We start from the raw sequence: 22,857 nt of genomic DNA on the forward strand, positions 1-22,857 counted from the left end.
GGCCCGACCGGATGACGGTTCGGACCTCCCGGCGTTCCCCAGCTACGAACTGACACCGATCGGCAGGAGCAGAAGACAGCGATGGCGGGACAGAAGATCCGCATCCGGTTGAAGGCCTACGACCACGAGGCGATCGACGCCTCGGCGCGGCGCATCGTCGACACGGTGACCAAGACCGGTGCGCGCGTCGTCGGCCCGGTGCCGCTGCCGACGGAGAAGAACGTGTACTGCGTCATCCGGTCCCCGCACAAGTACAAGGACTCGCGGGAGCACTTCGAGATGCGTACGCACAAGCGGCTCATCGACATCCTCGACCCGACGCCGAAGACGGTCGACGCGCTCATGCGCATCGACCTGCCGGCCTCGGTCGACGTCAACATCCAGTAAGGGCAGTCAGCAGACATGGCGAGCACATTCCGTGGTCTCCTCGGCGAGAAGCTGGGCATGACCCAGGTCTTCGACGAGAACAACCGCATCGTGCCGGTGACCGTCGTCAAGGCGGGCCCGTGTGTGGTGACCCAGGTGCGCACCCCCGAGGTCGACGGCTACTCCGCCGTCCAGCTCGGCTTCGGTGCGATCGACCCGCGCAAGGTGAACAAGCCCGAGGGTGGGCACTTCGCCAAGGCGGGCGTCACGCCGCGGCGGCACCTGGTGGAGCTGCGCACCGAGGACGCCTCGAACTTCACGGTCGGCCAGGAGCTGACCGCCGAGGTCTTCGACGGCGTCGCGAAGGTCGACGTCATCGGCACCAGCAAGGGCAAGGGCACCGCCGGTGTCATGAAGCGTCACGGCTTCAAGGGCCTGGGTGCCGCGCACGGCACCCAGCGCAAGCACCGGTCGCCCGGCTCCATCGGTGGCGCGTCGACCCCCGGTCGCGTGTTCAAGGGCCTGAAGATGGCCGGCCGCATGGGCAACGTGAAGACGACCACGCTCTCGCTGGTCGTGCACAAGGTCGACACGGAGCGCGGGCTGCTGCTCATCAAGGGCGCCGTTCCCGGTCCGAAGGGTGGCCTCCTCCTCGTCCGTTCCGCGGTCAAGGGCGGCCCCGTGGGGAGTGACAGCAAGTGAGCCAGTCGATCGAGACGCGCACCGACCGTCAGGTCGACGTCCGCACCCCGGCGGGGGAGACCTCCGGCAGCGTCACGCTGCCCGGTGACCTCTTCGACGCCGACGCGAACGTCTCCCTGATGCACCAGGTCGTCGTCGCCCAGCTGGCCGCGGCCCGCCAGGGCACGCACTCGACCAAGACCCGCGGCCAGGTCAGCGGTGGTGGCGCCAAGCCCTACCGCCAGAAGGGCACCGGCCGGGCCCGTCAGGGCTCGACCCGCGCACCGCAGTTCGAGGGCGGTGGCACCGTCCACGGCCCGCAGCCGCGTGACTACTCGCAGAAGACCCCGAAGAAGATGAAGGCCGCCGCCCTGCGCGGTGCCCTCTCCGACCGGGCCCGCGAGGACCGCGTGCACGTGGTCAGCACCTTCGTCGACGGCGACGCGCCGAAGACCAAGGCCGCCCTGGCCACACTGCAGGCGATCACCTCGGCCAAGCGGGTGCTCGTGGTCCTCGACCACGACGACGTCCTCAGCTGGGTGAGCCTGCGCAACGTGCCGCAGGTGCACCTCATCGAGGCCGGCCAGCTCAACACCTACGACGTGCTGGTCGCCGACGAGATCGTCTTCACCGAGGCCGCGCTCGCCGAGTTCGTCGCCGGGCCGGTCAAGGGCAAGGGCAGGGACCGCGGCGTCGTGCTGCCGGACCTCTCGACCCACGAGACGCCGGGCGGGGTGCCGTCGATCGCCCCCGCCGAGGGTGAGGGCACCGTCGAGACCGCCAGCACCGACGACACCACCGAGGAGAAGGCATGAGCGTCCGCGACCCCCGGGACGTCCTGCTGTCCCCGGTCATCTCGGAGAAGAGCTACGGGCTGCTGGACGACAACCAGTACACGTTCATCGTCCGGCCCGAGGCGAACAAGACGCAGATCAAGATCGCGGTCGAGCAGATCTTCAAGGTGAAGGTCCTCGGCGTGAACACGATCAACCGCCAGGGCAAGCGCAAGCGGGCCAAGGGCGGGATGGGCAAGCGCAAGGACACCAAGCGCGCCATCGTGTCCCTCGCCCCCGGCGACCGCATCGAGATCTTCGGCGGCCCGGGCGCCTGAGGCGCCTGGATCACGGACCAGAGATAGAGGACTGAGTCAGCAATGGCTATCCGCAAGTACAAGCCGACGACGCCGGGCCGCCGCGGCTCCAGCGTCGCCGACTTCGCCGAGGTCACCCGCGACCATCCCGAGAAGTCGCTGGTCCGGCCGCTGCACGGTCGCGGCGGGCGCAACGTCCACGGGAAGGTCACGGCACGGCACCAGGGCGGCGGGCACAAGCGCGCCTACCGGGTGATCGACTTCCGCCGGGCCGACAAGGACGGCGTGCCGGCCAAGGTCGCGCACATCGAGTACGACCCCAACCGGACGTCGCGCATCGCGCTGCTGCACTTCGCCGACGGCGAGAAGCGCTACATCATCGCGCCGGCCCGCCTCAAGCAGGGCGACACGGTGGAGTGCGGCCCGTCGGCCGACATCAAGCCGGGCAACAACCTGCCGCTGCGGAACATCCCGGTGGGCACGGTGGTTCACGCCATCGAGCTCCGCCCCGGTGGCGGCGCCAAGATCGCCCGCTCGGCCGGGACCAGCGTCCAGCTGGTCGCCCGTGAGGGCCGCTTCGCCCAGCTGCGCATGCCGTCCGGTGAGATCCGCAACGTCGACGTGCGCTGCCGCGCCACCGTCGGCGAGGTGGGCAACGCCGAGCAGTCGAACATCAACTGGGGCAAGGCCGGCCGGATGCGGTGGAAGGGCAAGCGCCCGACCGTCCGCGGTGTGGCCATGAACCCGGTGGACCACCCGCACGGTGGTGGTGAGGGCAAGACCTCCGGTGGTCGCCACCCGGTCAACCCGAAGGGCAAGCCGGAGGGCCGCACGCGCAAGCGCAAGGCCAGTGATGCCCTGATCGTGCGCCGCCGGCGCACCAACAAGAAGCGCTGAGCGGGTAGAGGAGTCCGACAGACATGCCACGCAGCCTGAAGAAGGGCCCGTTCGTCGACGACCACCTGCTCAAGAAGGTGGACGCGCAGAACGAGAAGGGCACCAAGACCGTCATCCGCACGTGGTCGCGCCGCTCGACGATCATCCCCGACATGCTCGGGCACACGATCGCCGTGCACGACGGCCGCAAGCACGTCCCGGTCTTCGTGACCGAGGCGATGGTCGGGCACAAGCTCGGCGAGTTCGCGCCCACGCGCACGTTCCGTGGGCACGTCAAGGACGACCGCCGGTCGCGGCGCGGCTGACGGCGAGGAGACATCAGATGACTTCCCAGTTGGGGCAGGAGACGCCGGTCGCCCGGGCCACGGCCCGATTCGTCCGCGTCACCCCCATGAAGGCACGGCGCGTGGTGGACCTGGTCCGCTACCTGCCGACCGACGAGGCCCTGGCCCTGCTGCGCTTCGCGCCGCAGGCCGCCAGCGAGCCGGTCGCCAAGGTGGTGGCCAGCGCCGTCGCCAACGCCGAGCACAACCTGCGGCTGGACCCGGCGGCCCTGGTCGTGAGCGCTGCCTACGTCGACGAGGGCCCGACCCTGAAGCGGATCCGTCCGCGCGCCCAGGGCCGTGCGTTCCGCATCAACAAGCGGACGTGCCACATCACGATCGAGGTCAGCGAGGTGACCGCCAGCGATGAGCTCGCCGGCAAGTCGCGCACGGCCCGTCGTCGCACCGGCCAGTCCGGTCCGGCCACCCAGCAGCAGAAGACCAACACGAGGGGAGGGACCCGCTAGTGGGTCAGAAGGTCAACCCGCACGGGTTCCGCTTGGGCATCACCACCGACTACAAGTCCCGGTGGTACGCCGACAAGCTGTACAAGGACTACGTCAAGGAAGACGTGGCCATCCGCAAGCTCATGTCCAAGGGCATGGAGCGGGCCGGCATCTCCAAGGTGGAGATCGAGCGCACGCGTGACCGCGTCCGCGTCGACATCCACACCGCCCGGCCGGGCATCGTCATCGGCCGGCGCGGCGCCGAGGCCGACCGCATCCGCGGTGAGCTGGAGAAGCTCACCGGCAAGCAGGTGCAGCTGAACATCCTCGAGGTGAAGAACCCCGAGGCCGACGCCCAGCTGGTCGCCCAGGCCGTGGCCGAGCAGCTGTCCAGCCGGGTCAGCTTCCGTCGCGCCATGCGCAAGGCGATGCAGTCCGCGCAGCGCAGCCCGCAGGTCAAGGGCATCCGCGTGCAGTGCTCCGGTCGCCTCGGCGGCACGGAGATGAGCCGGTCGGAGTTCTACCGCGAGGGTCGCGTCCCGCTGCACACCCTCCGGGCGAACATCGACTACGGGCTGTACGAGGCCCGCACGACCTTCGGTCGCATCGGCGTCAAGGTGTGGATCTACAAGGGCGACGCCAGCGGCTCCCGCGCCGAGCGCGAGGCCCTCGAGGCCCTCGCCGCCCGCCAGCAGCGCCGCGAGCGGGCCCAGCGTCCGCGTCGCTCGGGTTCGTCGGGCACCACCGCCGGCGGCACCGAGGCCGGCCGTGCCGCGGCCGAGGGCTCGACCGGCCCGGCCGTCGACGCCGCCGACAGCGCCGTGGCCGTGTCCTCCCCCGAGGCTGCGCCCGAGCAGACCGTCGCCGACGCCGTGGGCCCCGAGGCCACCGCTGCCGCCGAGACGACGGCCACCGAGAACACGGAGGGCTGACACGTGCTGATCCCACGGCGCGTCAAGCACCGCAAGCAGCACCACCCGAGCCGCTCGGGTCGTGCCAAGGGCGGGACCGAGATCAACTTCGGTGACTACGCCATCCAGGCCCTCGAGCCGGCCTACGTCACCAACCGGCAGATCGAGTCCGCCCGTATCGCCATGACGCGTCACATCCGTCGTGGCGGCAAGGTGTGGATCTCGATCTACCCGGACCGTCCGCTCACCAAGAAGCCGGCCGAGACCCGCATGGGTTCCGGTAAGGGCTCGCCCGAGTGGTGGGTCGCCAACGTCAAGCCCGGCCGGATCATGTTCGAGCTGTCCGGTGTCGCCGAGCCCGTGGCCCGCGAGGCCATGCGCCGCGCGATCCACAAGCTGCCGATGAAGTGCCGCTTCGTCACTCGTGAAGGAGAGGTGTGATGGCCGCCGGTCTGACCGCCCCCGAGCTGCGTGAGCTCTCCGCCGACGAGCTCGCCACGCGGCTGCGCGAGTCCAAGGAAGAGCTGTTCAACCTGCGGTTCCAGGTGGCCACCGGCCAGCTGGACAACAACCGGCGGCTGCAGACCGTCCGCCGCGACATCGCCCGGATCTACACGATCATGCGCGAGCGCGAGCTGGGCCTCTCGGTTGCCCCGAACGAGGGTGTGGCATGAGCGAGCCCCAGCAGACGCAGTCGTCGACCGGGCCCGGGCTGGCCGGCCGCGGCTACCGCAAGGTCCGTGAGGGCCTCGTGGTCAGCGACAAGATGGACAAGACGATCGTCGTCGAGGTCGAGGACCGTGTGAAGCACGGCCTCTACGGCAAGGTCATCCGTCGCACCAGCAAGCTGAAGGCGCACGATGAGCAGCAGGTCGCCGGCATCGGCGACCGGGTGCAGATCATGGAGACCCGGCCGACGTCGGCCACCAAGCGGTGGCGGCTGGTCGAGGTCATCGAGAAGGCCAAGTAGGACGAGCGGGGTCCGGTCCGGGCCCTGTGGGAGGCGGCCCTCCGGGGCCGCGCGTCGACCAGGTACTCTGGACGACTGGCGCGCCCCCCGGGGGGAAGCGCGCCGCATCCCGGTACCCGTGCTCGGACGCACCGGCGGCAGAACGCCCGCCGGTGCGTCCGCACGTGGGTGCCGGACAGCCGGTTCACCGACTCGGCCCGGCTGTCACAACTGAGAATTGGGAGTGGGACGTGATCCAGCAGGAGTCACGACTCCGGGTCGCCGACAACACCGGTGCGAAGGAGATCCTCTGCATCCGGGTGCTCGGCGGGTCCGGGCGGCGCTACGCCGGGATCGGTGACGTCATCGTCGCCACCGTCAAGGACGCGCTGCCCGGTGCCGGCGTCAAGCGGGGTGACGTGGTGAAGGCCGTCGTCGTCCGCACGGTGAAGGAGCGTCGTCGTCCGGACGGCTCGTACATCCGCTTCGACGAGAACGCCGCGGTGATCATCCGCGACAGTGGCGACCCCCGCGGGACCCGCATCTTCGGTCCGGTCGGTCGCGAGCTGCGCGACAAGCGCTTCATGCGGATCATCTCGCTCGCCCCGGAGGTGTTGTGACCATGGCGGAGAAGACCCCCTCCATGAAGGTCAAGAAGGGCGACACCGTCGTCGTGCTGTCCGGCAAGGACAAGGGCGCGAAGGGCCGTGTCATCGCCGCCTTCCCGAAGCAGCAGAAGGTGCTGGTCGAGGGCGTCGGCCGGGTGAAGAAGCACACGCGGATCAGCTCGACGCAGCGCGGCGCCCAGCAGGGCGGGATCGTCACGCAGGAGGCGCGCATCCACGTGAGCAACGTGATGGTGATCGACTCCGAGGACAAGCCGACCCGGGTCGGCTACCGCAAGGACGAGGAAGGCCGCAGCATCCGGGTCTCGCGGCGCACCGGTAAGGACCTCTGATCCCATGAGTGCACCCACCCGTGAGCTGCCCCGCATGCTCGCCCACTACCGCGAGCAGATCGCCCCGGCCCTGCGGTCGGAGTTCGGCTACGACAACGTCATGCAGATCCCGCGGCTGACGAAGATCGTCGTCAACATGGGCGTCGGCGAGGCGACCCGCGACGCCAAGCTGATGGACGGCGCGGTCCGTGACCTCACCGCCATCACCGGCCAGAAGCCGGCCGTCGTCCGGGCCCGCAAGTCCATCGCGCAGTTCAAGCTCCGCGAGGGCATGCCCATCGGCGCGAAGGTGACCCTCCGCGGCGACCGCATGTGGGAGTTCCTGGACCGCCTGCTGTCCCTGGCCCTGCCCCGCATCCGTGACTTCCGCGGCCTCAACGCCAAGCAGTTCGACGGTCACGGTAACTACACGTTCGGCCTGACCGAGCAGTCGATGTTCCGCGAGATCGACGTCGACAAGATCGACCGGCCGCGCGGCATGGACATCACGCTGGTCACCACCGCCACGAACGACGAGGAGGGTCGCGAGCTCCTCCGCCTGCTGGGTTTCCCGTTCGCCGGCCAGCCCGTCGTGACCACCACCCGCTGAGCCGGGGCGAGGAGACACCGAGATGGCCAAGAAGGCGCTTGTCAACAAGGCGGCCCGCAAGCCGAAGTTCGCGGTCCGCGGTTACACCCGTTGCCAGCGGTGCGGGCGTCCGCACGCCGTCTTCCGCAAGTTCGGCCTGTGCCGGATCTGCCTGCGGGAGATGGCGCACGCCGGCGAGCTGCCGGGTGTGAGCAAGTCCAGCTGGTGAGAGGGCCCCGTCCCGGGCCGCTCCAGTAAGTCACCTACCAACGCACCACCGATCGCCGAGAGGCCCCCGCGCCAAGTCACTGACCCGGCGCCTGAGGAACCGCGGCGAGAGAGGCACGACACCCATGACGATGACCGACCCGATCGCGGACATGCTGACGCGGATCCGGAACGCCAACCAGGCGTACCACGACGCCGCGACCATGCCGTCGTCGAAGCTGAAGACGCACATCGCCGAGATCCTCCAGCAGGAGGGCTACATCGCCGGCTGGACCGTCAACGAGGTCGAGAAGGACGGCACCACCCGCAAGGAGCTGGTGATCGACCTCAAGTACGGCCCCAACCGTGAGCGGAGCATCGCCGGCGTCCGGCGCGTCTCCAAGCCCGGTCTGCGGGTGTACGCCAAGTCCACCGCGCTGCCCAAGGTGCTCGGCGGCCTCGGGGTGGCCATCATCTCCACCTCCACCGGGCTGCTCACCGACCGGCAGGCGAACAAGAAGGGCGTGGGCGGGGAAGTCCTCGCCTACGTCTGGTAAGGGGAGCGAGAAGATGTCACGGATCGGACGACTCCCGATCGCCGTGCCCGGGGGCGTGGACGTCGCCATCGACGGTCAGACCGTCAGCGTGAAGGGCCCCAAGGGGTCGCTGACCCACACCGTCGCGGCGCCGATCACCGTCGAGCGCGGCGAGGACGGCACGCTCAGCGTGCAGCGCCCCAACGACGAGCGGGAGAGCCGGGCCCTGCACGGGCTGTCGCGCACCCTGATCGCCAACATGATCACCGGCGTCACCGAGGGGTACACCAAGACCCTCGAGATCGTCGGCGTCGGCTACCGCGTCGCCGCCAAGGGCTCGGACCTCGAGTTCGCCCTGGGCTACAGCCACCCGGTGCCGGTCAAGGCCCCCGAGGGGATCAGCTTCACCGTCGAGTCGCCGACCCGCCTGCGGGTCACCGGCATCGACAAGCAGCAGGTGGGCCAGATCGCGGCCAACATCCGCAAGCTGCGCCGCCCCGACCCGTACAAGGGCAAGGGCGTGCGCTACCAGGGCGAGGTCATCAAGCGCAAGGTCGGGAAGACGGGTAAGTGATGGCACAGACCGAGAAGAGTGCCGCTCGGGTGCACAAGCCCGTCGGTACCGACGTCAGCACCGCACGGCGGGTCTCCCGCCTGCGCCGGCACAACCGGCTGCGCAAGCGCGTGGCCGGCACGCCGGAGCGTCCGCGCCTGGTGGTCAAGCGCAGCTCGCGTCACATCCACGTGCAGCTGGTCGACGACACGGTGGGCCGCACGCTGGCCAGTGCCTCGACGATGGGCCTGCGCGGGACGGACGGCGACAAGTCGGCCCTCGCCCGCCAGGTCGGTGGACTGATCGCCGAGCGCGCGAAGGCGGCCGGCATCTCCGCGGTCGTCTTCGACCGTGGCGGCAACCGGTACGCCGGGCGGATCGCCGCCCTGGCCGACGGTGCCCGCGAGGGCGGGCTGGACTTCTGATGAGCATGACCCAGTGCGGCAACGACACGCTGCGGATCGAGAGGGACGTCTGATGCCAGGACCACAGCGACGCGGCGGCGGCGCCGGCGGCGGTAACGACCGCCGGGACCGTCGTGACGGCGGGCGGGGGCCCGGCGGCGCACCTGCCGAGAAGAGCAACTTCATCGAGCGCGTGGTGGCCATCAACCGCGTGTCCAAGGTCGTCAAGGGTGGTCGGCGCTTCAGCTTCACCGCCCTGGTGATCGTGGGCGACGGCGACGGCACCGTGGGCGTCGGCTACGGCAAGGCCAAGGAGGTGCCCGCGGCCATCGCCAAGGGTGTCGAGGAGGCCAAGAAGCACTTCTACAAGGTGCCGCGGATCGCCAGCACCATCCCGCACCCCGTGCAGGGTGAGGCTGCGGCCGGCGTCGTGCTGCTCAAGCCGGCCAGCCCCGGTACCGGTGTCATCGCCGGTGGCCCGGTGCGCGCCGTCCTGGAGTGCGCGGGCATCCACGACGTGCTCTCCAAGAGCCTCGGGTCGTCGAACCCGATCAACATCGTGCACGCGACCATGCAGGCGCTGAAGGACCTCGTCCGCCCCGAGGAGATCGCGGCCCGCCGCGGTCTGCCCCTCGAGGACGTCGCTCCCGCGGCCATGCTGCGGGCTCGCGCGGGCCAGGGGGTCTGACATGGCGCAGATCAAGGTCACCCAGGTCAAGTCCGCCATCGGGACCAAGCCGAACCAGCGTCAGACGCTGCGGTCGCTCGGCCTCAAGCGGATCAACGACTCGGTCGTGCAGGAGGACCGTCCCGAGATCCGCGGGATGGTCGCGACGGTGCCGCATCTGGTCACCGTCGAAGAGATCAGCTGAACCACGGCTGAGTAGGGACATCTCATGACTCTCAAGGTCCACCACCTGCGTCCGGCTCCGGGCGCCCACACCCCCAAGACCCGCGTGGGTCGCGGTGAGGGCTCCAAGGGCAAGACGGCCGGTCGCGGCACCAAGGGCACCGGCGCGCGGGGCAACACCTCGGCGCGGTTCGAGGGCGGGCAGACGCCGCTGCACATGCGGCTGCCCAAGCTCTCGGGCTTCAAGAACCGGAACAAGGTCGTCTTCCAGGTCGTCAACCTCGACCGGATCGCGGCGCTGTTCCCCCAGGGCGGCTCGGTCAACCCCGACTCCCTCGCCGAGGCCGGCGCCGTGCGCCGTGGCCAGCCGGTGAAGGTGCTGGGCACCGGCGACCTGGGCGGTGTCGAGGTGCACGTGCACGCGCACGCGTTCTCGACCTCCGCGGCCGAGAAGATCTCCGCGGCCGGGGGCAGCACCACCCGCATCTGACGCCGATGACCCCCGGGGCGCGTCTCCTCCGCGAGACGTCCGGCCCCGGGGGTCGTCTGCTGCCCGGCCCCGCGAGGTGACCGGGCGACCGGGGGACGCCGACGGCGCGCGGCACCCCGTCCACCGGGTGCTCGGCCGACCGGGCCCCCGCCGTTGCTAACCTCATCCGACCGAAGCAGGGGAGGGCACGTGCTGCAGGCGTTCGCCGCGGCGTTCCGGACGCCAGACCTCCGGCGCAAGCTGCTGTTCTCCCTGGCGATCATCGCCGTGTACCGGCTGGGTGCGCAGATCCCCGGGCCGGGCGTCTCCACGGAGGCGATCAACAGCTGTCTGGAGGCCGCGCAGGCCTCGGACCAGCGGGACCTCTACTCGCTGGTGAACCTGTTCTCCGGCGGTGCACTGCTCCAGCTGTCGGTGTTCGCGCTGGGGATCATGCCGTACATCACCGCGAGCATCATCGTGCAGCTGCTGGTGGTGGTGATCCCGCGCTTCGAGCAGCTCAAGCGGGAAGGCCAGTCCGGCCAGGCCAAGCTGACGCAGTACACCCGTTACCTGACGATCGCGCTGGCGATCCTGCAGAGCACCGGTGTCATCGCGCTGGCCCGCAGCGGCCAGCTGTTCCCGAACTGCAGCGCCGACCTCATCCCCGAGGACGCGATCTGGTCCACGGTCGTGCTCGTCGTCACCATGACGGCCGGCACCGCGATGGTCATGTGGCTGGGCGAGCTGCTGACCGAGAAGGGGATCGGCAACGGCATGTCCGTGCTGATCTTCACCTCGATCGCCGCCCGCATCCCGTCCGAGGGCGGCGCCATCCTGCAGACCCGCGGCGGCTTCGTCTTCACCCTGGTGTGCCTGCTGGCCGTCGTCATCATCACGTCGGTCGTCTACGTGGAGCAGGCCCAGCGCCGCATCCCCGTGCAGTACGCCAAGCGCATGGTCGGCCGCCGCATGTACGGCGGGACGTCGACCTACCTGCCGCTCAAGGTGAACCAGGCCGGCGTCATCCCGGTCATCTTCGCCTCGTCGCTGCTCTACCTGCCGCAGCTGATCACCCAGCTGCAGGGCGACGAGACCGGCCCGGTGCGGCGGTTCTTCGAGAACTACGTCATCGACCAGAGCAGCCCCGTCCACATCGCCGTCTACTTCGGCCTGATCGTGTTCTTCACGTACTTCTACGTGTCGATCACGTTCAACCCGGAGGAGCGCGCCGAGGACATGAAGCGCTACGGCGGCTTCATCCCCGGCATCCGCCCCGGCCGGCCGACGGCGGAGTACCTGCAGTACGTGCTGTCCCGGATCACCCTCCCCGGTTCGATCTACCTGGGACTGGTGGCAGTGTTGCCCAACCTGTTCCTCTCGCTCACGCAACAGGGGCAGAACCAGAACTTCCCGTTCGGCGGGACCGCGGTGCTGATCATGGTGGGAGTGGGGTTGGAGACGGTGAAGCAGATCGAGACGCAACTCAACCAGCGCAACTACGAAGGGTTCCTGAAGTAGTGCGCGTCGTGCTGCTCGGCCCCCCCGGGGCGGGCAAGGGCACCCAGGCCCAGTTCATCGCCGCGCAGCTCGGGGTGCCGGCGATCTCCACCGGCGACATCTTCCGGGCGAACGTCAGCGGCCAGACCGAGCTCGGCCTCAAGGCCAAGCAGTACATGGACGCCGGCGACCTGGTGCCCGACGAGATCACCGTCGCCATGGTGCGCGACCGCCTGGCCGAGACCGACGCCAAGGGCGGGTTCCTGCTCGACGGCTTCCCCCGCACCATCGCGCAGGCCGAGCAGCTCCGGGCGTCGCTGCAGGAGCTGGGGCACTCGCTGGACTGCGTGCTCGAGCTCGTCGTCGACGAGGACGAGCTGGTGCGCCGGCTCTCCGGGCGGCGGATGCTCGTCGACGGCGAGTGGGTGCAGCGCGAGGACGACAAGCCGGAGACCGTGCGGCACCGGCTGCAGGTGTACCGGGAACAGACGGCGCCGCTGTCGGGGTTCTACGAGAACGAGGGGCTGCTGGCCCGCATCGACGCCATCGGCGCGGTGGACGAGGTCACCCAGCGGGCGATGACCGCGCTCGGAGCGGGCGCGGGCGCGCCGTCCGACGGGCCGAGCGCGGACTGAGGGGCGCCGGCGCACATGACGGCCGCCGGGATCCTCGGACGCCTCCCGCTGCTGGCGAAGTGGAGTGGACGGATGATCCAGATCAAGACCCCGCGCGAGATCGAGCTCATGCGTGCCTCCGGGCTGGTGACCGCGGGAGCGCTCGCCGCCGTGCGCGCCGCCGTGCGGCCCGGCGTGACCACCAAGGAGCTCGACGCCGTCGCCGAGGACCACATCCGGTCCCGCGGCGCGGTGCCCAACTTCCTCGGGTACCACGGGTTCACCGGCACGATCTGCGCCTCCATCAACGACGAGATCGTGCACGGGATCCCGAACGCCGAGCGTCGCCTGGTCGAGGGGGACAACATCTCCATCGACTGCGGGGCCATCCTCGACGGCTGGCACAGCGACTCCGCGATCACCGTGACGGTGGGGCAGGCCTCGGCCGAGGACTCCGCGCTGCTCGCCGTCACCGAGCGGTCGATGTGGGCGGGGCTGGCCCGGGCGATCGCCGGCGGGCGGCTGACCGACATCAGCCACGCCGTCGAGGAGACGATCACCGCCGAGGCGCACCCCTACGGCATCGTCGACCACTACGGCGGGCACGGCATCGGCACCGAGATGCACCAGGACCCGCACGTGCTGAACTACGGCCGCCCCGGGCGCGGCCCCAAGCTGGTGCCCGGCCTCGCGCTGGCCATCGAGCCGATGGTCACCATTGGCGATCCGGCCACCGCCGAACTCGAGGACGGCTGGACCGTGGTGACCAAGGACGGGTCGCGCGCGGCCCACTTCGAGCACACCGTCGCCATCACGCCGGAGGGTCCCTGGGTCCTCACGGCCGAGGACGGTGGCGTCGCGGGGCTGGCCCCGTTCGGGGTCACGCCCCGTCAGTAGCAGGACTCCCTCCTCTTCTGTGACCGAGGCCGGGTTGGAGCGTCCCGCTGCGGCGGGGTAGAGTGGCCGATGGCGTTCACGCCGTCCTGTCGTCGTGCTGTGGCCGCATGACGCGGGACGCCCTCGCGAGAGCGCCTGCACCACCTGTTCTGTAGACAACCGAGCACGCCCGCCGGGGTATCGGCATGGGCACGCGAGGACACCAGCACCACCGAGTCAGGGAGGCCGTGTAGGGCATGGCGAAGAAGGACGGGGCCATCGAGGTCGAGGGTCGCGTCGTCGAGCCGCTGCCCAACGCGATGTTCCGGGTCGAGCTGCAGAACGGGCACCGGGTGCTCGCCCACATCAGCGGCAAGATGCGGCAGCACTACATCCGCATCCTGCCCGAGGACCGCGTGGTCGTGGAGCTCTCGCCCTACGACCTGACCCGCGGTCGCATCGTCTACCGGTACAAGTAACCCGCCGTTGTGCGCCCGGCCCATCCGGGCGGCGCGCTCGGCGCACGATCTGAGGAATGAGGGGCGGCACCGGTGAAGGTCCAGCCGTCGGTGAAGAAGATCTGCGACAAGTGCAAGGTGATCCGCCGGCACGGCCGGGTCATGGTCATCTGCGACAACGCCCGCCACAAGCAGCGGCAGGGCTGAGGGAGTACCTGGACATGGCACGACTGGCCGGCGTCGACCTGCCCCGCGAGAAGCGGATGGAGATCGCGCTCACGTACATCTACGGCATCGGCAAGTCCCACGCGAAGGAGACCCTGGCCGCGACGGGCGTAAGCCCCGACCTGCGCGCCAAGGACCTCTCGGACGAGGACCTGCTGAAGCTGCGTGACTACATCGACGAGCACTTCCGCGTCGAGGGTGACCTGCGCCGCGAGGTGGCCGCCGACATCCGCCGCAAGGTGGAGATCGGCTGCTACCAGGGGCTGCGTCACCGTCGCGGACTGCCCGTCCACGGTCAGCGCACCCGCACCAACGCGCGCTCGAGCAAGGGCCCGCGCAAGACCATCGCCGGCAAGAAGAAGGCCGGCAAGAAGTAAGCCGTAGAGCGCGCCGTCGCAGCGACCCGTGAGGGCGGGGGCGACGGCGCGCGACGTGCTTCACCTGGCCACTGATCAGAGAGAAACCGGAGAGACATGCCTCCCAGGGCTCGCGCCGCGGCTGGTGCCAAGAAGGTCCGCCGCAAGGAGAAGAAGAACGTCGCCCACGGCGCCGCGCACATCAAGAGCACCTTCAACAACACGATCGTCTCGATCACCGACCCCAACGGGAACGTGATCAGCTGGGCCTCGGCCGGCCACGTCGGCTTCAAGGGCTCGCGCAAGTCCACTCCGTTCGCCGCGCAGATGGCTGCCGAGAACGCCGCGCGCAAGGCGCAGGAGCACGGCATGCGCAAGGTGGACGTCTTCGTGAAGGGCCCCGGCTCCGGCCGGGAGACCGCCATCCGGTCCCTCCAGGCCACCGGCCTCGAGGTCGGCCAGATCCAGGACGTCACCCCGCAGCCGCACAACGGCTGCCGCCCCAAGAAGCGCCGCCGGGTCTGACCGGCCACTGACGAGACGAACGAGGAGTACCTGACGTGGCCCGTTACACCGGAGCCGACTGCCGCCTGTGCCGGCGCGAGAAGATGAAGCTGTTCCTCAAGGGCAGCAAGTGCGAGTCCCCCAAGTGCCCGATCGAGATCCGGCCCTACCCGCCGGGCGAGCACGGCCGTGGCCGCACCAAGGACAGCGAGTACCTGCTGCAGCTCCGCGAGAAGCAGAAGGCCCGCCGCATCTACGGCGTGCTGGAGAAGCAGTTCCGCGGCTACTACGAAGAGGCCAACAAGAAGTCGGGCAAGACCGGTGAGGTCCTGCTGCAGATCCTCGAGTCGCGCCTGGACAACGTGGTCTACCGGGCCGGCTTCGCCGAGTCCCGCGACATGGCCCGCCAGCTGGTGCGCCACGGTCACATCCGGGTGAACGGCCGCAAGGTCGACATCCCGTCGTACCGCGTGACCGCGAACGACATCGTCGAGGTCGCGGAGAAGTCGCGCCGGATGATGCCCTTCGAGGTGGCCCAGGCCCGCGCCGGCGAGCGCCCCGTGCCCCCGTGGCTCGAGGTCATCACCAGCCAGCTGCGCGTGCTGGTCCACAGCATCCCGGCCCGCCAGGTGATCGACACCCCGGTCCAGGAGCAGCTGATCGTCGAGCTCTACTCGAAGTGAGAGCTTCCTGAGGGGCCGGGATGCATCCCGGCCCCTCAGGAGACGGCCCCGGCGGGCGGACCGATGCCCGCGGAGCCGGCACCACCCCCTCACGGCGTCATATGGCGGTCGCCGGAGGACACGAAGGAGAACCACCATGCTCATCGCACAGCGCCCCACGCTGACCGAGGAGACCATCTCGGAGCAGCGCTCGCGGTTCGTCATCGAGCCGCTCGAGCCCGGCTTCGGCTACACCCTCGGCAACTCGCTGCGCCGCACGCTCCTGTCCTCGATCCCCGGCGCTGCTGTCACCAGCATCCGGATCGAGGGGACCCTGCACGAGTTCACCACCGTGCCCGGGGTCAAGGAGGACGTCACCGAGATCATCCTCAACCTCAAGGGCCTGGTCGTCAGCTCCGACTCCGACGAGCCGGTGACGATGTACCTGCGCAAGCAGGGCCCCGGCGAGGTCACCGCCGCCGACATCGCCCCCCCGGCCGGTGTCGAGGTGCACAACCCCGAGCTGCACATCGCGACGCTCAACGGCAAGGGCCGGCTGGAGATCGAGCTGGTCGTCGAGCGTGGCCGCGGCTACGTGCCCGCGCCGCAGAACAAGCAGCCGGGCCAGGAGATCGGCCGGATCCCCGTCGACTCCATCTACTCGCCGGTCCTCAAGGTGACCTACGCCGTCGAGGCGACCCGCGTCGAGCAGCGCACGGACTTCGACCGGCTGGTCGTCGACGTCGAGACCAAGCCGTCGATCGCCCCCCGGGACGCGATCGCGAGCGCCGGCTCCACGCTGGTCGAGCTGTTCGGCCTGCTGCGCGAGCTGAACATCGACGCCGAGGGCATCGAGGTCGGCCCGAGCCCGGCCGAGGCCGCCGACATCGCGAACTTCTCGATGCCGATCGAGGACATGGACCTCACCGTCCGGTCCTACAACTGCCTCAAGCGCGAGGGCGTGCACACCGTCGGTGAGCTCGTCACCCGCTCGGAGGCCGACCTGCTCGACATCCGCAACTTCGGGGCCAAGTCCATCGACGAGGTCAAGATGAAGCTGGCGGCCATGGGCCTGGCGCTCAAGGACAGCCCGCCCGGGTTCATCCCCACCTCGGTGGAGAGCTACGACGAGGGCTACGAGACCGACGCGTACCACGGCACCGCCGAGTACGGGGACATCGAGTACAGCGACGGGTCCTACCAGGAGACCGAGCAGCTCTGAGCTGCACGGTCGTCCGGGCCGGGCGGCGGGGCGACCCGCCGTCCGGCGCCGTCGTCCGGACAGCCACACTGAAGCGACGCACAGCACCACGGATGACAGATCCATGGACGACGTGGCCCGGCCCTCCCAGCCCGGCCGCCTGAGGAAGGACCGACATGCCCACCCCCACCAAGGGCCCCCGTCTCGGCGGGTCCCCCTCGCACGAGCGGCTGATGCTGGCCAACCTGGCCACGTCGCTGTTCGAGCACGGGCGGATCACCACCACCGAGGCGAAGGCCAAGCGGCTGCGCCCGCTGGCCGAGAAGCTGGTCACGTTCGCCAAGCGCGGTGACCTGCACGCCCGGCGTCAGGTGATGACGACCATCCGGGACAAGAGCGTCGTCCACACGCTGTTCGCCGAGATCGGCCCGCGGTTCGTGAACCGTCCGGGTGGCTACACCCGCATCACCAAGGTCGGTCCGCGCAAGGGTGACAACGCCCCCATGGCCGTCATCGAGCTGGTCGAGGGCCTGACCGTGGCCCAGGAGGCCGTCGGCGAGGCCGAGCGCGCCCGGGGCACCCGGTTCGCCAGCGGCGCCGGTGCGGCCGCGGCCTCCGGTGAGGTCACCGCCGACGCGCTCGAGTCGTCCTCCGCCGGGGCCGGCACCGGGGAGACCGGGGACGCCGAGGCGCAGCAGATCGTCACCGACGTCTTCACCCCCGACGACGAGCGGCAGGACGACGGCGACGTCACTCCCGAGCCGAAGGCCGAGAACGCCGCGGTCGTCGATGACCCGGCCCTCTCGCCCGAGGTCGCCGCGGCCGCCGCTGCCGAGGTCGAGGCCGCCGAGCTGGGCGACGCCGCCACCGCCGGCACCCAGGCCCCCGGTGGCGAGGCCGCGCCCGACCCCAAGTGAGCGGTCGCTGACCACTCCCTCGCCGGGCGCGGAGCCCAGCACCGTGCACGACATCGACGAGCCCGCCACCGCACCCGGTGGCGGGCTCGTCCGTCTCCGGCTGGCGATCTCCTACGACGGCACCGCGCTGCACGGCTGGGCCCGCCAGCCGACGCTGCGGACCGTGCAGGGCGATCTCGAGGAGGCGCTGCGCACGGTGCTGCGCTGCCCCGTCGAGCTGACCGTCGCCGGGCGCACCGATGCGGGCGTGCACGCCACCGGGCAGGTGGCCCACGCCGACGTACCGCGGGACGTGTGGGAGCAGCACCGGGCGAAGCTGGTCCGCCGGCTGCGCGGGGTGCTGGCGCCGGACGTCGCGGTTCCCGCCGTGGACGAGGCGCCGGCCGACTTCGACGCGCGTTTCGGTGCGCTCCGTCGTCACTACGTCTACCGGCTGAGCGACGCCGACTCCGGCCCCGCGCCGCTGCGCCGGCTGGACACCGTCGGCTGGCCGCGCCGGCTGGACGTCGAGGCGATGCAGCGGGCCGCCGGGCTGCTCCTGGGCGAGCACGACTTCGCCGCCTTCTGCCGGCGCCGGGAGGGGGCGACCACCATCCGCACCCTGCTGGCCCTGGCGGTGTCCCGCGACGGGGAGCTGATCGAGGTCCGGGCGTCGGCCGACGCCTTCTGCCACTCGATGGTGCGCAGCCTGGTCGGCGCCCTGCTGGCCGTGGGAGAGGGGCGGCGTCCGCCCGAGTGGCCGGCCGGGTTGCTGGCGCGCACCCGGCGGGCCGACGAGGTGCCGGTCGCTCCGGCGGGGGGCCTGACCCTCGTGGGCGTCGACTACCCGCCGGACGCCGAACTGGCCGGCCGCGCGCAGGTCACGCGGGCCCGCCGGGTGTGAGACCGTCCCCTGCCGGGGTCCCGCCGCGAGCCTGCGCGGGGGGCAGGGGTCCGCTGTCACGGGAGGGCGGCGACCGCCTCGGCGATCGGCGTCGGACCGCTGACCAGCTCGGCCACCACGTCGGCGGTGCCCGCGTCGAGGAGGGCGACCAGCACCGCGGCCACGTCGTCCCGGGGCACCTCGCCGTCCTCGATGCCGTGGCGGAGGGTCACCCGGCCGGTGCCCGGCTCGTCGGTCAGCCGCCCCGGCCGGACGATCACCGTGTCCAGCGCCGGCCGGGGCAGGACGGCGTCCTCGGCGGCGAGCTTGGCCTGCAGGTAGGCGGCGAAGACGGGGTCCATCCCGCGCGGCGTCCCCTGCCGGGCCTGCTCGACGCCCATCGAGGAGACGAGCAGGTAGCGCCGGACCCCGGCGCGCTCGGCGGCGTCCGCGAGCAGGACGGCGGCGCCCCGGTCGACGGTGTGCTTGCGGGCCGCGCCGCTCCCCGGCCCGGCGCCGGCGGCGAACACGACCGCGTCAGCGCCCTCGACGACGCGCGCGACGTCGTCCACCGGAGCCCGTTCGAGGTCGAGGACGGCCGGCTCCACGCCGTCCTCCCGCAGGTCGGACCCGTGGTCGGGGTTGCGGACGATGCCCACGACGGCGTCGCCCCGGGCCGACAGCAGGCGGCCGAGGCGGCGGGCGATCTGCCCGTGGGCTCCGGCGATGACGACGCGCATGGTCCCGGGCCTACCCGCGGCGGCGCCGGCGCACCCGGTCGGCCTCGGCGGCCGCGGCCCGCGCCCGGGCGAGGTCGGCCGGGGTGTCGCAGTCGGTCCAGGGCGGCGGCTGGCCGGGCTGGAGCACCGGGCGCAGCCGGCGCACCGCCAGCGGCGCGAGCACCTTGCGCACCGACGTCGGCCCGCGGACCCCGGCCACCGCGTCGCGCAGTGCCGCCGTGCGCCACACGCCGAGCAGCAGCTGGTCCTGGTCGGTGTCGTCCACGACCAGCACGCCGTCCCCGGTCAGCCGCTCGCGCAGTTCCCGGACCAGCCCGGCGGTGAGGAACGGCAGGTCGCCGGCGAGCACGGCGACGACCTCGGTCGGCACCAGGTCCAGGCCGGCCCGCATGGCCGCCACCGGGCCGCCGCGCGGCGGCTCCTCGCGGACGACGGTGACGTCCGGCGGCACCGGCTGGGGCGGTCCGACGACGATCCGCGGCTCGGCGTCGCGGACGGCGGACAGGACGGCGGCGAGGATGCTCCGGCCGCCGACGTCCAGCTGGGGCTTGGCCTGCCCGCCCATGCGGGCCGCGCGCCCGCCGGCGAGGACGACGGCGGCGTAGGGCGGCAGCTCGGGCACACCGAGACCGTAGAGGTCCGGACGTGGGTACCGTCGCCGTTCGTGGGACGAGTGACCAGCCGGACACCGGTGCTGCGGATCCGCGGGTCGGCGCGGACGACCCGCCCGGACACCGTGGCGGCCGAGGAGCCGCTGGAGATCCGGCTGTCCGGCACCCCGCTCGCGGTGACCATGCGCACCCCCGGCCACGACTTCGACCTGGTGCACGGGTTCCTGGCCACCGAGGGCGTGATCGCCGGATCCGACGACGTCCTGGGGCTGCGGTACTGCGACTCCGTCGACGCCGAGGGCCGCAACACCTACAACGTCGTCGACGTCGACCTCGCGCCCGGCGTGGAGCCGCCGGACACGGCGCTGGACCGGAACTTCTACACGTCGAGCTCGTGCGGGGTGTGCGGCAAGGCGAGCATCGACGCCATCCGCACCCGCACGCGGCACGACATCGCCGCCGACGGCACGCGGGTGAGCCTGGAGACGCTGCTGGCGCTGCCGGACCGGCTGCGGGCGGCGCAGGAGGTGTTCGACCGGACCGGTGGCCTGCACGCGGCCGGCCTGTTCACCGCCGACGGGGAGCTGGTCGCGCTGCGCGAGGACGTCGGCCGGCACAACGCCGTCGACAAGGTGGTCGGGGACGCGCTGCGTGTCGGGCGGCTGCCGCTGCCCGGGCATGTGCTCATGGTCAGCGGCCGGGCCAGCTTCGAGCTGACGCAGAAGGCGGCGATGGCGGGCATCCCGGTGCTCGCCGCGGTTTCGGCGCCGTCGTCCCTGGCCGTGGAGCTGGCCGCCGACGTCGGGATCACCCTCGTCGGCTTCCTCCGCGGCGACGGCTGCAACGTCTACACCCGCACCGAGCGCCTCACCGGGGTCTGAGCGGAGTCGCCGGTGACGGAATCCGTCACCGGACGACTCCGCTCAGGTGTGGTCGCCGCCGCGGAGCTGGCTGACCACGTGCGGCAGCAGCGGGCCGAGCACGGCCAGGCCGTCGCGCACGCCGCCGGTGGAGCCGGGCAGGTTGACGATCAGCGTGCGGCCGGCCGTCCCGGCCAGCCCGCGGGACAGCACCGACGTCGGCACCTCCGGCTCGCCGTACCGGCGGACCGCCTCGGCGATGCCCGGTGCCTCCCGCTCGATCACGGCGCGGGTCGCCTCCGGGGTGACGTCGGTGGGGGAGAGCCCGGTGCCGCCGGTGGTGAGGACGACGTCGGCGCCGGAGGCCACGGCCTCGCGCAGCACCTCCTCGAGCAGCGCCACGTCGTCCTCGCGGACGTGCGGGCCGTCCACGGCGAAGCCGAGCGCCCGGAGCCCCTCGGCCAGGGCCTGACCGCTGCGGTCGGGGTAGACGCCGGCGGCCGCGCGGTTGGACGCGGTGACGACGACGGCGCGGGCGCCCGGCGGGAGGTCGCTCACCGCCGCCACTCCCCGCTCTTGCCGCCGGACTTGGCCAGCAGGCGGACGTCGGTGATCGAGGCCCGCGGGTCCACCGCCTTGACCATGTCGATCACGGTGAGCCCGGCGACGGCGACCGACGTGAGCGCCTCCATCTCCACGCCGGTGCGGTCGGCCGTGCGCGCGGTCGCGGTGATCTCGACGGCGTCGTCGGCGACGGTCAGGTCGACGGTGACGCCGTGCAGGGCGATGGGGTGGCACAGCGGCACGAGGTCGGGGGTGCGCTTGGCACCCGCGATGCCGGCGATCCGCGCGACGGCGACGGCGTCGCCCTTCGGCACGCCCTCGCCGCGGAGCAGCGCGACCACCTCGGAGCTGACCAGCACCCGCCCGGCGGCCGTCGCCTCCCGGGCGGTGACCGGTTTGGCGGAGACGTCGACCATCCTGGCGGCGCCGGCCTCGTCGACGTGGGTCAGGCGCGGTTCCGTCACTGGAGGGCTCCTTCGATCAGCACGACGTCCACCGGGGCGCCGGCGGGCAGTTCGGTCACGTCCTCGGGGACGACGACCAGGCAGTTGGCGCGGGCCAGGTGCGCCACCAGGTGCGAGCCCGGCCCGCCCACCTGGGACACCTGCCCGCCGTCGTAGCGGCCGCGGAGGAACTGCCGCTTGCCGGCGGGGGAGCGCAGCGGGGCGGTGAGCGTGGCCGGGGCGCGCAGCCGGCCGGGGGCGGCGTGGCCGAGCGCGCGGCGCAGCGCCGGGCGCACGAACACCTCGAAGGAGACGAACGCGCTCACCGGGTTGCCGGGCAACGTGACCACCGGGATCCCGTCCACCGTGCCCGCGCCCTGCGGCCCGCCCGGCTGCATGGCCACCTTGACGAACTCGACCGTGCCGAGGGCGCGGAAGGCGTCCTTGACGACCTCGTACGCGCCGGCGCTCACCCCGCCGCTGGTCACCAGCAGGTCGGCCGTGGCCAGCTCGGCGCGGACCGTGGCGAGGAACTGGTCGACGTCGTCCGGGACGAAGTGCAGCCGCCGCGCCGTTCCGCCGGCGTCCTCCACCGCGGCCACCAGCAGCGCGGAGTTCGACTCGTAGATCTGACCGGGGAGCAGCGGGGCGCCGGGCTCGACCAGCTCGCTGCCGGTGGAGAGCACCAGCACGCGGGGCCGGCGGCGCACCGGCAGCGCGCGCACGCCGACGGCCGCGGCCAGGCCCAGCTGCGCGGCGCCCAGCGGGGTGCCGGCCGTGAGCGCGACCGTGCCCGCGGCGATGTCCTCGCCCGCGGAGCGCACGTGGGTGCCGGCCGCGGGCACCTCGCGGATCTCCACGACGTCGGTGCCGCCGTCGGTGGACTCGACCGGCACCACGACGTCGGCGCCCTCGGGCAGCGGCGCGCCGGTCATGATCCGCTGCACCGTGCCGGGCGCCAGCGGGACGACGTCGGTGCGCCCGGCGGGGACGTCGTCGGACACCGGCAGCCGCACCGGGGTGGTGGACACCTCGGCCCAGCGTGCGGCGTAGCCGTCCATCGCGGAGTTGTCGAAGCCGGGCAGGGCCACGCGGGCCGGCACGTCGCGGGCCAGGACCCGGTTGTGGGCGGCCGCCAGTGGCACCTCCTCCTCCGCGAGCGGGGACAGGAGCGCGGCCACGACCGCCTGGTGTTCCTCGACCGTGCGCACGGGGCACATCCTGACCGATCACCGACGGCAGTCGACCGGGAGGGA

38 protein-coding genes are annotated in these 22,857 nt (G+C 71.7%); 33 read left to right on the forward strand and 5 right to left on the reverse strand.

Going from position 1 to position 22,857, the window contains the following annotated elements:
- The first annotated feature begins 81 nt into the window (after nucleotides 1-81).
- The 32 genes from rpsJ (at nucleotide 82) to truA (ending at nucleotide 18,404) form a co-directional block, all read left to right on the forward strand.
- Nucleotides 82-387 (forward strand): 30S ribosomal protein S10, encoded by a 306-nt coding sequence (gene rpsJ, locus MY520_RS13315; protein ID WP_014742859.1) that lies wholly within the window; start codon nucleotides 82-84, stop codon nucleotides 385-387.
- Nucleotides 388-402: 15 nt separating this feature from the next.
- Nucleotides 403-1,068 (forward strand): 50S ribosomal protein L3, encoded by a 666-nt coding sequence (rplC, locus tag MY520_RS13320; RefSeq protein WP_436692584.1) that lies wholly within the window; start codon nucleotides 403-405, stop codon nucleotides 1,066-1,068.
- The gene (rplD, locus tag MY520_RS13325; RefSeq protein WP_436692585.1) at nucleotides 1,065-1,862 is read left to right on the forward strand and encodes a 50S ribosomal protein L4; all 798 of its coding nucleotides are present in this window, start codon (nucleotides 1,065-1,067) and stop codon (nucleotides 1,860-1,862) included. Before rplC ends, rplD begins: the two co-directional genes overlap by 4 nt.
- A complete protein-coding gene (gene rplW, locus MY520_RS13330; RefSeq protein WP_436692586.1) occupies nucleotides 1,859-2,158 on the forward strand; it encodes a 50S ribosomal protein L23 in 300 nt (99 codons plus the stop codon). The genes rplD and rplW overlap by 4 nt, the downstream gene beginning before the upstream one ends.
- A 42-nt stretch (nucleotides 2,159-2,200) precedes the next feature.
- Nucleotides 2,201-3,034, forward strand: a complete 834-nt coding sequence (gene rplB / locus MY520_RS13335; RefSeq protein WP_387987748.1) for a 50S ribosomal protein L2 — start codon at nucleotides 2,201-2,203, stop codon at nucleotides 3,032-3,034.
- Nucleotides 3,035-3,057: 23 nt separating this feature from the next.
- Nucleotides 3,058-3,339: a 30S ribosomal protein S19 gene (gene rpsS, locus MY520_RS13340; RefSeq protein WP_089402109.1), complete on the forward strand. Its 282-nt coding sequence runs from the start codon at nucleotides 3,058-3,060 to the stop codon at nucleotides 3,337-3,339.
- A gap of 17 nt (nucleotides 3,340-3,356) precedes the next feature.
- Nucleotides 3,357-3,824, forward strand: coding sequence for a 50S ribosomal protein L22 (rplV, locus tag MY520_RS13345; RefSeq protein WP_436692587.1), 468 nt, complete (start codon nucleotides 3,357-3,359; stop codon nucleotides 3,822-3,824).
- Entirely contained in the window at nucleotides 3,824-4,735 is a 912-nt protein-coding gene (rpsC, locus tag MY520_RS13350) for a 30S ribosomal protein S3 (RefSeq protein WP_436692588.1), read from the forward strand. The genes rplV and rpsC overlap by 1 nt, the downstream gene beginning before the upstream one ends.
- A 3-nt stretch (nucleotides 4,736-4,738) precedes the next feature.
- Nucleotides 4,739-5,155, forward strand: a complete 417-nt coding sequence (gene rplP, locus MY520_RS13355) for a 50S ribosomal protein L16 (RefSeq protein ID WP_436692589.1) — start codon at nucleotides 4,739-4,741, stop codon at nucleotides 5,153-5,155.
- Nucleotides 5,155-5,388: a 50S ribosomal protein L29 gene (rpmC, locus tag MY520_RS13360; protein ID WP_040338545.1), complete on the forward strand. Its 234-nt coding sequence runs from the start codon at nucleotides 5,155-5,157 to the stop codon at nucleotides 5,386-5,388. Before rplP ends, rpmC begins: the two co-directional genes overlap by 1 nt.
- Nucleotides 5,385-5,684, forward strand: coding sequence for a 30S ribosomal protein S17 (gene rpsQ / locus MY520_RS13365; RefSeq protein WP_436692590.1), 300 nt, complete (start codon nucleotides 5,385-5,387; stop codon nucleotides 5,682-5,684). The genes rpmC and rpsQ overlap by 4 nt, the downstream gene beginning before the upstream one ends.
- A 230-nt stretch (nucleotides 5,685-5,914) precedes the next feature.
- Nucleotides 5,915-6,283, forward strand: coding sequence for a 50S ribosomal protein L14 (gene rplN, locus MY520_RS13370; protein WP_012950472.1), 369 nt, complete (start codon nucleotides 5,915-5,917; stop codon nucleotides 6,281-6,283).
- A 2-nt stretch (nucleotides 6,284-6,285) separates the two neighbouring features.
- Complete coding sequence (gene rplX, locus MY520_RS13375) at nucleotides 6,286-6,621, forward strand: 50S ribosomal protein L24 (RefSeq protein WP_436692591.1); 336 nt, start codon at nucleotides 6,286-6,288, stop codon at nucleotides 6,619-6,621.
- 4 nt (nucleotides 6,622-6,625) lie between these two features.
- A complete protein-coding gene (gene rplE / locus MY520_RS13380; protein ID WP_436692592.1) occupies nucleotides 6,626-7,210 on the forward strand; it encodes a 50S ribosomal protein L5 in 585 nt (194 codons plus the stop codon).
- Nucleotides 7,211-7,232: 22 nt separating this feature from the next.
- Nucleotides 7,233-7,418 (forward strand): type Z 30S ribosomal protein S14, encoded by a 186-nt coding sequence (locus tag MY520_RS13385; protein ID WP_029433453.1) that lies wholly within the window; start codon nucleotides 7,233-7,235, stop codon nucleotides 7,416-7,418.
- A 130-nt stretch (nucleotides 7,419-7,548) separates the two neighbouring features.
- The gene (gene rpsH, locus MY520_RS13390; protein ID WP_436692593.1) at nucleotides 7,549-7,953 is read left to right on the forward strand and encodes a 30S ribosomal protein S8; all 405 of its coding nucleotides are present in this window, start codon (nucleotides 7,549-7,551) and stop codon (nucleotides 7,951-7,953) included.
- A gap of 13 nt (nucleotides 7,954-7,966) precedes the next feature.
- Entirely contained in the window at nucleotides 7,967-8,506 is a 540-nt protein-coding gene (gene rplF, locus MY520_RS13395; RefSeq protein ID WP_436692594.1) for a 50S ribosomal protein L6, read from the forward strand.
- A 29-nt stretch (nucleotides 8,507-8,535) separates the two neighbouring features.
- Nucleotides 8,536-8,910, forward strand: a complete 375-nt coding sequence (gene rplR, locus MY520_RS13400) for a 50S ribosomal protein L18 (RefSeq protein WP_436692595.1) — start codon at nucleotides 8,536-8,538, stop codon at nucleotides 8,908-8,910.
- 52 nt (nucleotides 8,911-8,962) lie between these two features.
- Nucleotides 8,963-9,577 (forward strand): 30S ribosomal protein S5, encoded by a 615-nt coding sequence (rpsE, locus tag MY520_RS13405; protein WP_072919083.1) that lies wholly within the window; start codon nucleotides 8,963-8,965, stop codon nucleotides 9,575-9,577.
- A 1-nt stretch (nucleotide 9,578) separates the two neighbouring features.
- Complete coding sequence (gene rpmD, locus MY520_RS13410; RefSeq protein ID WP_436692596.1) at nucleotides 9,579-9,761, forward strand: 50S ribosomal protein L30; 183 nt, start codon at nucleotides 9,579-9,581, stop codon at nucleotides 9,759-9,761.
- A 24-nt stretch (nucleotides 9,762-9,785) separates the two neighbouring features.
- Complete coding sequence (gene rplO, locus MY520_RS13415; protein ID WP_436692597.1) at nucleotides 9,786-10,229, forward strand: 50S ribosomal protein L15; 444 nt, start codon at nucleotides 9,786-9,788, stop codon at nucleotides 10,227-10,229.
- A gap of 189 nt (nucleotides 10,230-10,418) precedes the next feature.
- Nucleotides 10,419-11,729, forward strand: a complete 1,311-nt coding sequence (gene secY, locus MY520_RS13420; RefSeq protein WP_436692598.1) for a preprotein translocase subunit SecY — start codon at nucleotides 10,419-10,421, stop codon at nucleotides 11,727-11,729.
- Between the two features lie 8 nt (nucleotides 11,730-11,737).
- Entirely contained in the window at nucleotides 11,738-12,343 is a 606-nt protein-coding gene (locus tag MY520_RS13425; protein ID WP_436692599.1) for an adenylate kinase, read from the forward strand.
- Nucleotides 12,344-12,415: 72 nt separating this feature from the next.
- Nucleotides 12,416-13,219 carry a type I methionyl aminopeptidase gene (gene map / locus MY520_RS13430; RefSeq protein WP_436692600.1) on the forward strand — a complete coding sequence of 268 codons (804 nt, stop codon included), beginning with the start codon at nucleotides 12,416-12,418 and terminating at the stop codon, nucleotides 13,217-13,219.
- 236 nt (nucleotides 13,220-13,455) lie between these two features.
- Nucleotides 13,456-13,677: a translation initiation factor IF-1 gene (infA, locus tag MY520_RS13435; protein WP_012950459.1), complete on the forward strand. Its 222-nt coding sequence runs from the start codon at nucleotides 13,456-13,458 to the stop codon at nucleotides 13,675-13,677.
- Between the two features lie 72 nt (nucleotides 13,678-13,749).
- Complete coding sequence (gene rpmJ / locus MY520_RS13440; protein ID WP_012950458.1) at nucleotides 13,750-13,863, forward strand: 50S ribosomal protein L36; 114 nt, start codon at nucleotides 13,750-13,752, stop codon at nucleotides 13,861-13,863.
- 14 nt (nucleotides 13,864-13,877) lie between these two features.
- A complete protein-coding gene (gene rpsM, locus MY520_RS13445; protein WP_436692601.1) occupies nucleotides 13,878-14,258 on the forward strand; it encodes a 30S ribosomal protein S13 in 381 nt (126 codons plus the stop codon).
- A gap of 96 nt (nucleotides 14,259-14,354) precedes the next feature.
- Nucleotides 14,355-14,762: a 30S ribosomal protein S11 gene (gene rpsK / locus MY520_RS13450; RefSeq protein WP_014377968.1), complete on the forward strand. Its 408-nt coding sequence runs from the start codon at nucleotides 14,355-14,357 to the stop codon at nucleotides 14,760-14,762.
- Between the two features lie 35 nt (nucleotides 14,763-14,797).
- On the forward strand, nucleotides 14,798-15,424 hold the full coding sequence (gene rpsD, locus MY520_RS13455) for a 30S ribosomal protein S4 (RefSeq protein WP_436692602.1): 627 nt from the start codon (nucleotides 14,798-14,800) through the stop codon (nucleotides 15,422-15,424).
- A gap of 136 nt (nucleotides 15,425-15,560) precedes the next feature.
- Nucleotides 15,561-16,625: a DNA-directed RNA polymerase subunit alpha gene (locus MY520_RS13460; protein WP_436692603.1), complete on the forward strand. Its 1,065-nt coding sequence runs from the start codon at nucleotides 15,561-15,563 to the stop codon at nucleotides 16,623-16,625.
- Nucleotides 16,626-16,780: 155 nt separating this feature from the next.
- Nucleotides 16,781-17,521: a 50S ribosomal protein L17 gene (gene rplQ, locus MY520_RS13465; protein WP_436692604.1), complete on the forward strand. Its 741-nt coding sequence runs from the start codon at nucleotides 16,781-16,783 to the stop codon at nucleotides 17,519-17,521.
- 43 nt (nucleotides 17,522-17,564) lie between these two features.
- Nucleotides 17,565-18,404: a tRNA pseudouridine(38-40) synthase TruA gene (truA, locus tag MY520_RS13470; protein WP_436692605.1), complete on the forward strand. Its 840-nt coding sequence runs from the start codon at nucleotides 17,565-17,567 to the stop codon at nucleotides 18,402-18,404.
- A 56-nt stretch (nucleotides 18,405-18,460) separates the two neighbouring features.
- On the opposite strand, the gene MY520_RS13475 is transcribed toward truA, so the two are convergent.
- Together MY520_RS13475 and mobA are read right to left on the reverse strand one after the other, a co-directional pair.
- Nucleotides 18,461-19,123, reverse strand: a complete 663-nt coding sequence (locus MY520_RS13475; RefSeq protein ID WP_436692606.1) for an NAD(P)-binding oxidoreductase — start codon at nucleotides 19,121-19,123, stop codon at nucleotides 18,461-18,463.
- Between the two features lie 10 nt (nucleotides 19,124-19,133).
- A complete protein-coding gene (mobA, locus tag MY520_RS13480; RefSeq protein WP_436692607.1) occupies nucleotides 19,134-19,745 on the reverse strand; it encodes a molybdenum cofactor guanylyltransferase in 612 nt (203 codons plus the stop codon).
- A gap of 42 nt (nucleotides 19,746-19,787) precedes the next feature.
- On the opposite strand from mobA, the gene fdhD reads away from it, so the two are divergent.
- Complete coding sequence (gene fdhD, locus MY520_RS13485; protein WP_436692608.1) at nucleotides 19,788-20,615, forward strand: formate dehydrogenase accessory sulfurtransferase FdhD; 828 nt, start codon at nucleotides 19,788-19,790, stop codon at nucleotides 20,613-20,615.
- Nucleotides 20,616-20,657: 42 nt separating this feature from the next.
- Here the strand turns inward: fdhD and MY520_RS13490 are convergent, their stop codons facing one another.
- From MY520_RS13490 to moeA, 3 genes are read right to left on the reverse strand one after another with little or no spacing between them, the layout of a single operon-like run.
- Nucleotides 20,658-21,152 carry a MogA/MoaB family molybdenum cofactor biosynthesis protein gene (locus MY520_RS13490; protein ID WP_436692609.1) on the reverse strand — a complete coding sequence of 165 codons (495 nt, stop codon included), beginning with the start codon at nucleotides 21,150-21,152 and terminating at the stop codon, nucleotides 20,658-20,660.
- Nucleotides 21,149-21,622, reverse strand: coding sequence for a cyclic pyranopterin monophosphate synthase MoaC (gene moaC / locus MY520_RS13495; protein WP_436692610.1), 474 nt, complete (start codon nucleotides 21,620-21,622; stop codon nucleotides 21,149-21,151). The genes MY520_RS13490 and moaC overlap by 4 nt, the downstream gene beginning before the upstream one ends.
- The gene (gene moeA / locus MY520_RS13500) at nucleotides 21,619-22,812 is read right to left on the reverse strand and encodes a molybdopterin molybdotransferase MoeA (RefSeq protein WP_436692611.1); all 1,194 of its coding nucleotides are present in this window, start codon (nucleotides 22,810-22,812) and stop codon (nucleotides 21,619-21,621) included. The genes moaC and moeA overlap by 4 nt, the downstream gene beginning before the upstream one ends.
- Nucleotides 22,813-22,857 lie beyond the last annotated feature (45 nt).

This window comes from Geodermatophilus sp. CPCC 205506 (genome assembly GCF_051383635.1).
Classification (GTDB): domain Bacteria; phylum Actinomycetota; class Actinomycetes; order Mycobacteriales; family Geodermatophilaceae; genus Geodermatophilus.

Coding starts and splice junctions, on each gene's coding strand:
- rpsJ (WP_014742859.1), top strand. CDS start 82: ATGGCGGGACAGAAGATCCGCATCCGGTTGAAGGCCTACGACCACGAG.
- rplC (WP_436692584.1), top strand. CDS start 403: ATGGCGAGCACATTCCGTGGTCTCCTCGGCGAGAAGCTGGGCATGACC.
- rplW (WP_436692586.1), top strand. CDS start 1,859: ATGAGCGTCCGCGACCCCCGGGACGTCCTGCTGTCCCCGGTCATCTCG.
- rplB (WP_387987748.1), top strand. CDS start 2,201: ATGGCTATCCGCAAGTACAAGCCGACGACGCCGGGCCGCCGCGGCTCC.
- rpsS (WP_089402109.1), top strand. CDS start 3,058: ATGCCACGCAGCCTGAAGAAGGGCCCGTTCGTCGACGACCACCTGCTC.
- rplV (WP_436692587.1), top strand. CDS start 3,357: ATGACTTCCCAGTTGGGGCAGGAGACGCCGGTCGCCCGGGCCACGGCC.
- rpmC (WP_040338545.1), top strand. CDS start 5,155: ATGGCCGCCGGTCTGACCGCCCCCGAGCTGCGTGAGCTCTCCGCCGAC.
- rpsQ (WP_436692590.1), top strand. CDS start 5,385: ATGAGCGAGCCCCAGCAGACGCAGTCGTCGACCGGGCCCGGGCTGGCC.
- rplX (WP_436692591.1), top strand. CDS start 6,286: ATGGCGGAGAAGACCCCCTCCATGAAGGTCAAGAAGGGCGACACCGTC.
- rplE (WP_436692592.1), top strand. CDS start 6,626: ATGAGTGCACCCACCCGTGAGCTGCCCCGCATGCTCGCCCACTACCGC.
- MY520_RS13385 (WP_029433453.1), top strand. CDS start 7,233: ATGGCCAAGAAGGCGCTTGTCAACAAGGCGGCCCGCAAGCCGAAGTTC.
- rpsH (WP_436692593.1), top strand. CDS start 7,549: ATGACCGACCCGATCGCGGACATGCTGACGCGGATCCGGAACGCCAAC.
- rplF (WP_436692594.1), top strand. CDS start 7,967: ATGTCACGGATCGGACGACTCCCGATCGCCGTGCCCGGGGGCGTGGAC.
- rpsE (WP_072919083.1), top strand. CDS start 8,963: ATGCCAGGACCACAGCGACGCGGCGGCGGCGCCGGCGGCGGTAACGAC.
- rpmD (WP_436692596.1), top strand. CDS start 9,579: ATGGCGCAGATCAAGGTCACCCAGGTCAAGTCCGCCATCGGGACCAAG.
- rplO (WP_436692597.1), top strand. CDS start 9,786: ATGACTCTCAAGGTCCACCACCTGCGTCCGGCTCCGGGCGCCCACACC.
- map (WP_436692600.1), top strand. CDS start 12,416: ATGATCCAGATCAAGACCCCGCGCGAGATCGAGCTCATGCGTGCCTCC.
- infA (WP_012950459.1), top strand. CDS start 13,456: ATGGCGAAGAAGGACGGGGCCATCGAGGTCGAGGGTCGCGTCGTCGAG.
- rpsM (WP_436692601.1), top strand. CDS start 13,878: ATGGCACGACTGGCCGGCGTCGACCTGCCCCGCGAGAAGCGGATGGAG.
- rpsK (WP_014377968.1), top strand. CDS start 14,355: ATGCCTCCCAGGGCTCGCGCCGCGGCTGGTGCCAAGAAGGTCCGCCGC.
- MY520_RS13460 (WP_436692603.1), top strand. CDS start 15,561: ATGCTCATCGCACAGCGCCCCACGCTGACCGAGGAGACCATCTCGGAG.
- rplQ (WP_436692604.1), top strand. CDS start 16,781: ATGCCCACCCCCACCAAGGGCCCCCGTCTCGGCGGGTCCCCCTCGCAC.
- MY520_RS13475 (WP_436692606.1), bottom strand. CDS start 19,123: ATGCGCGTCGTCATCGCCGGAGCCCACGGGCAGATCGCCCGCCGCCTC.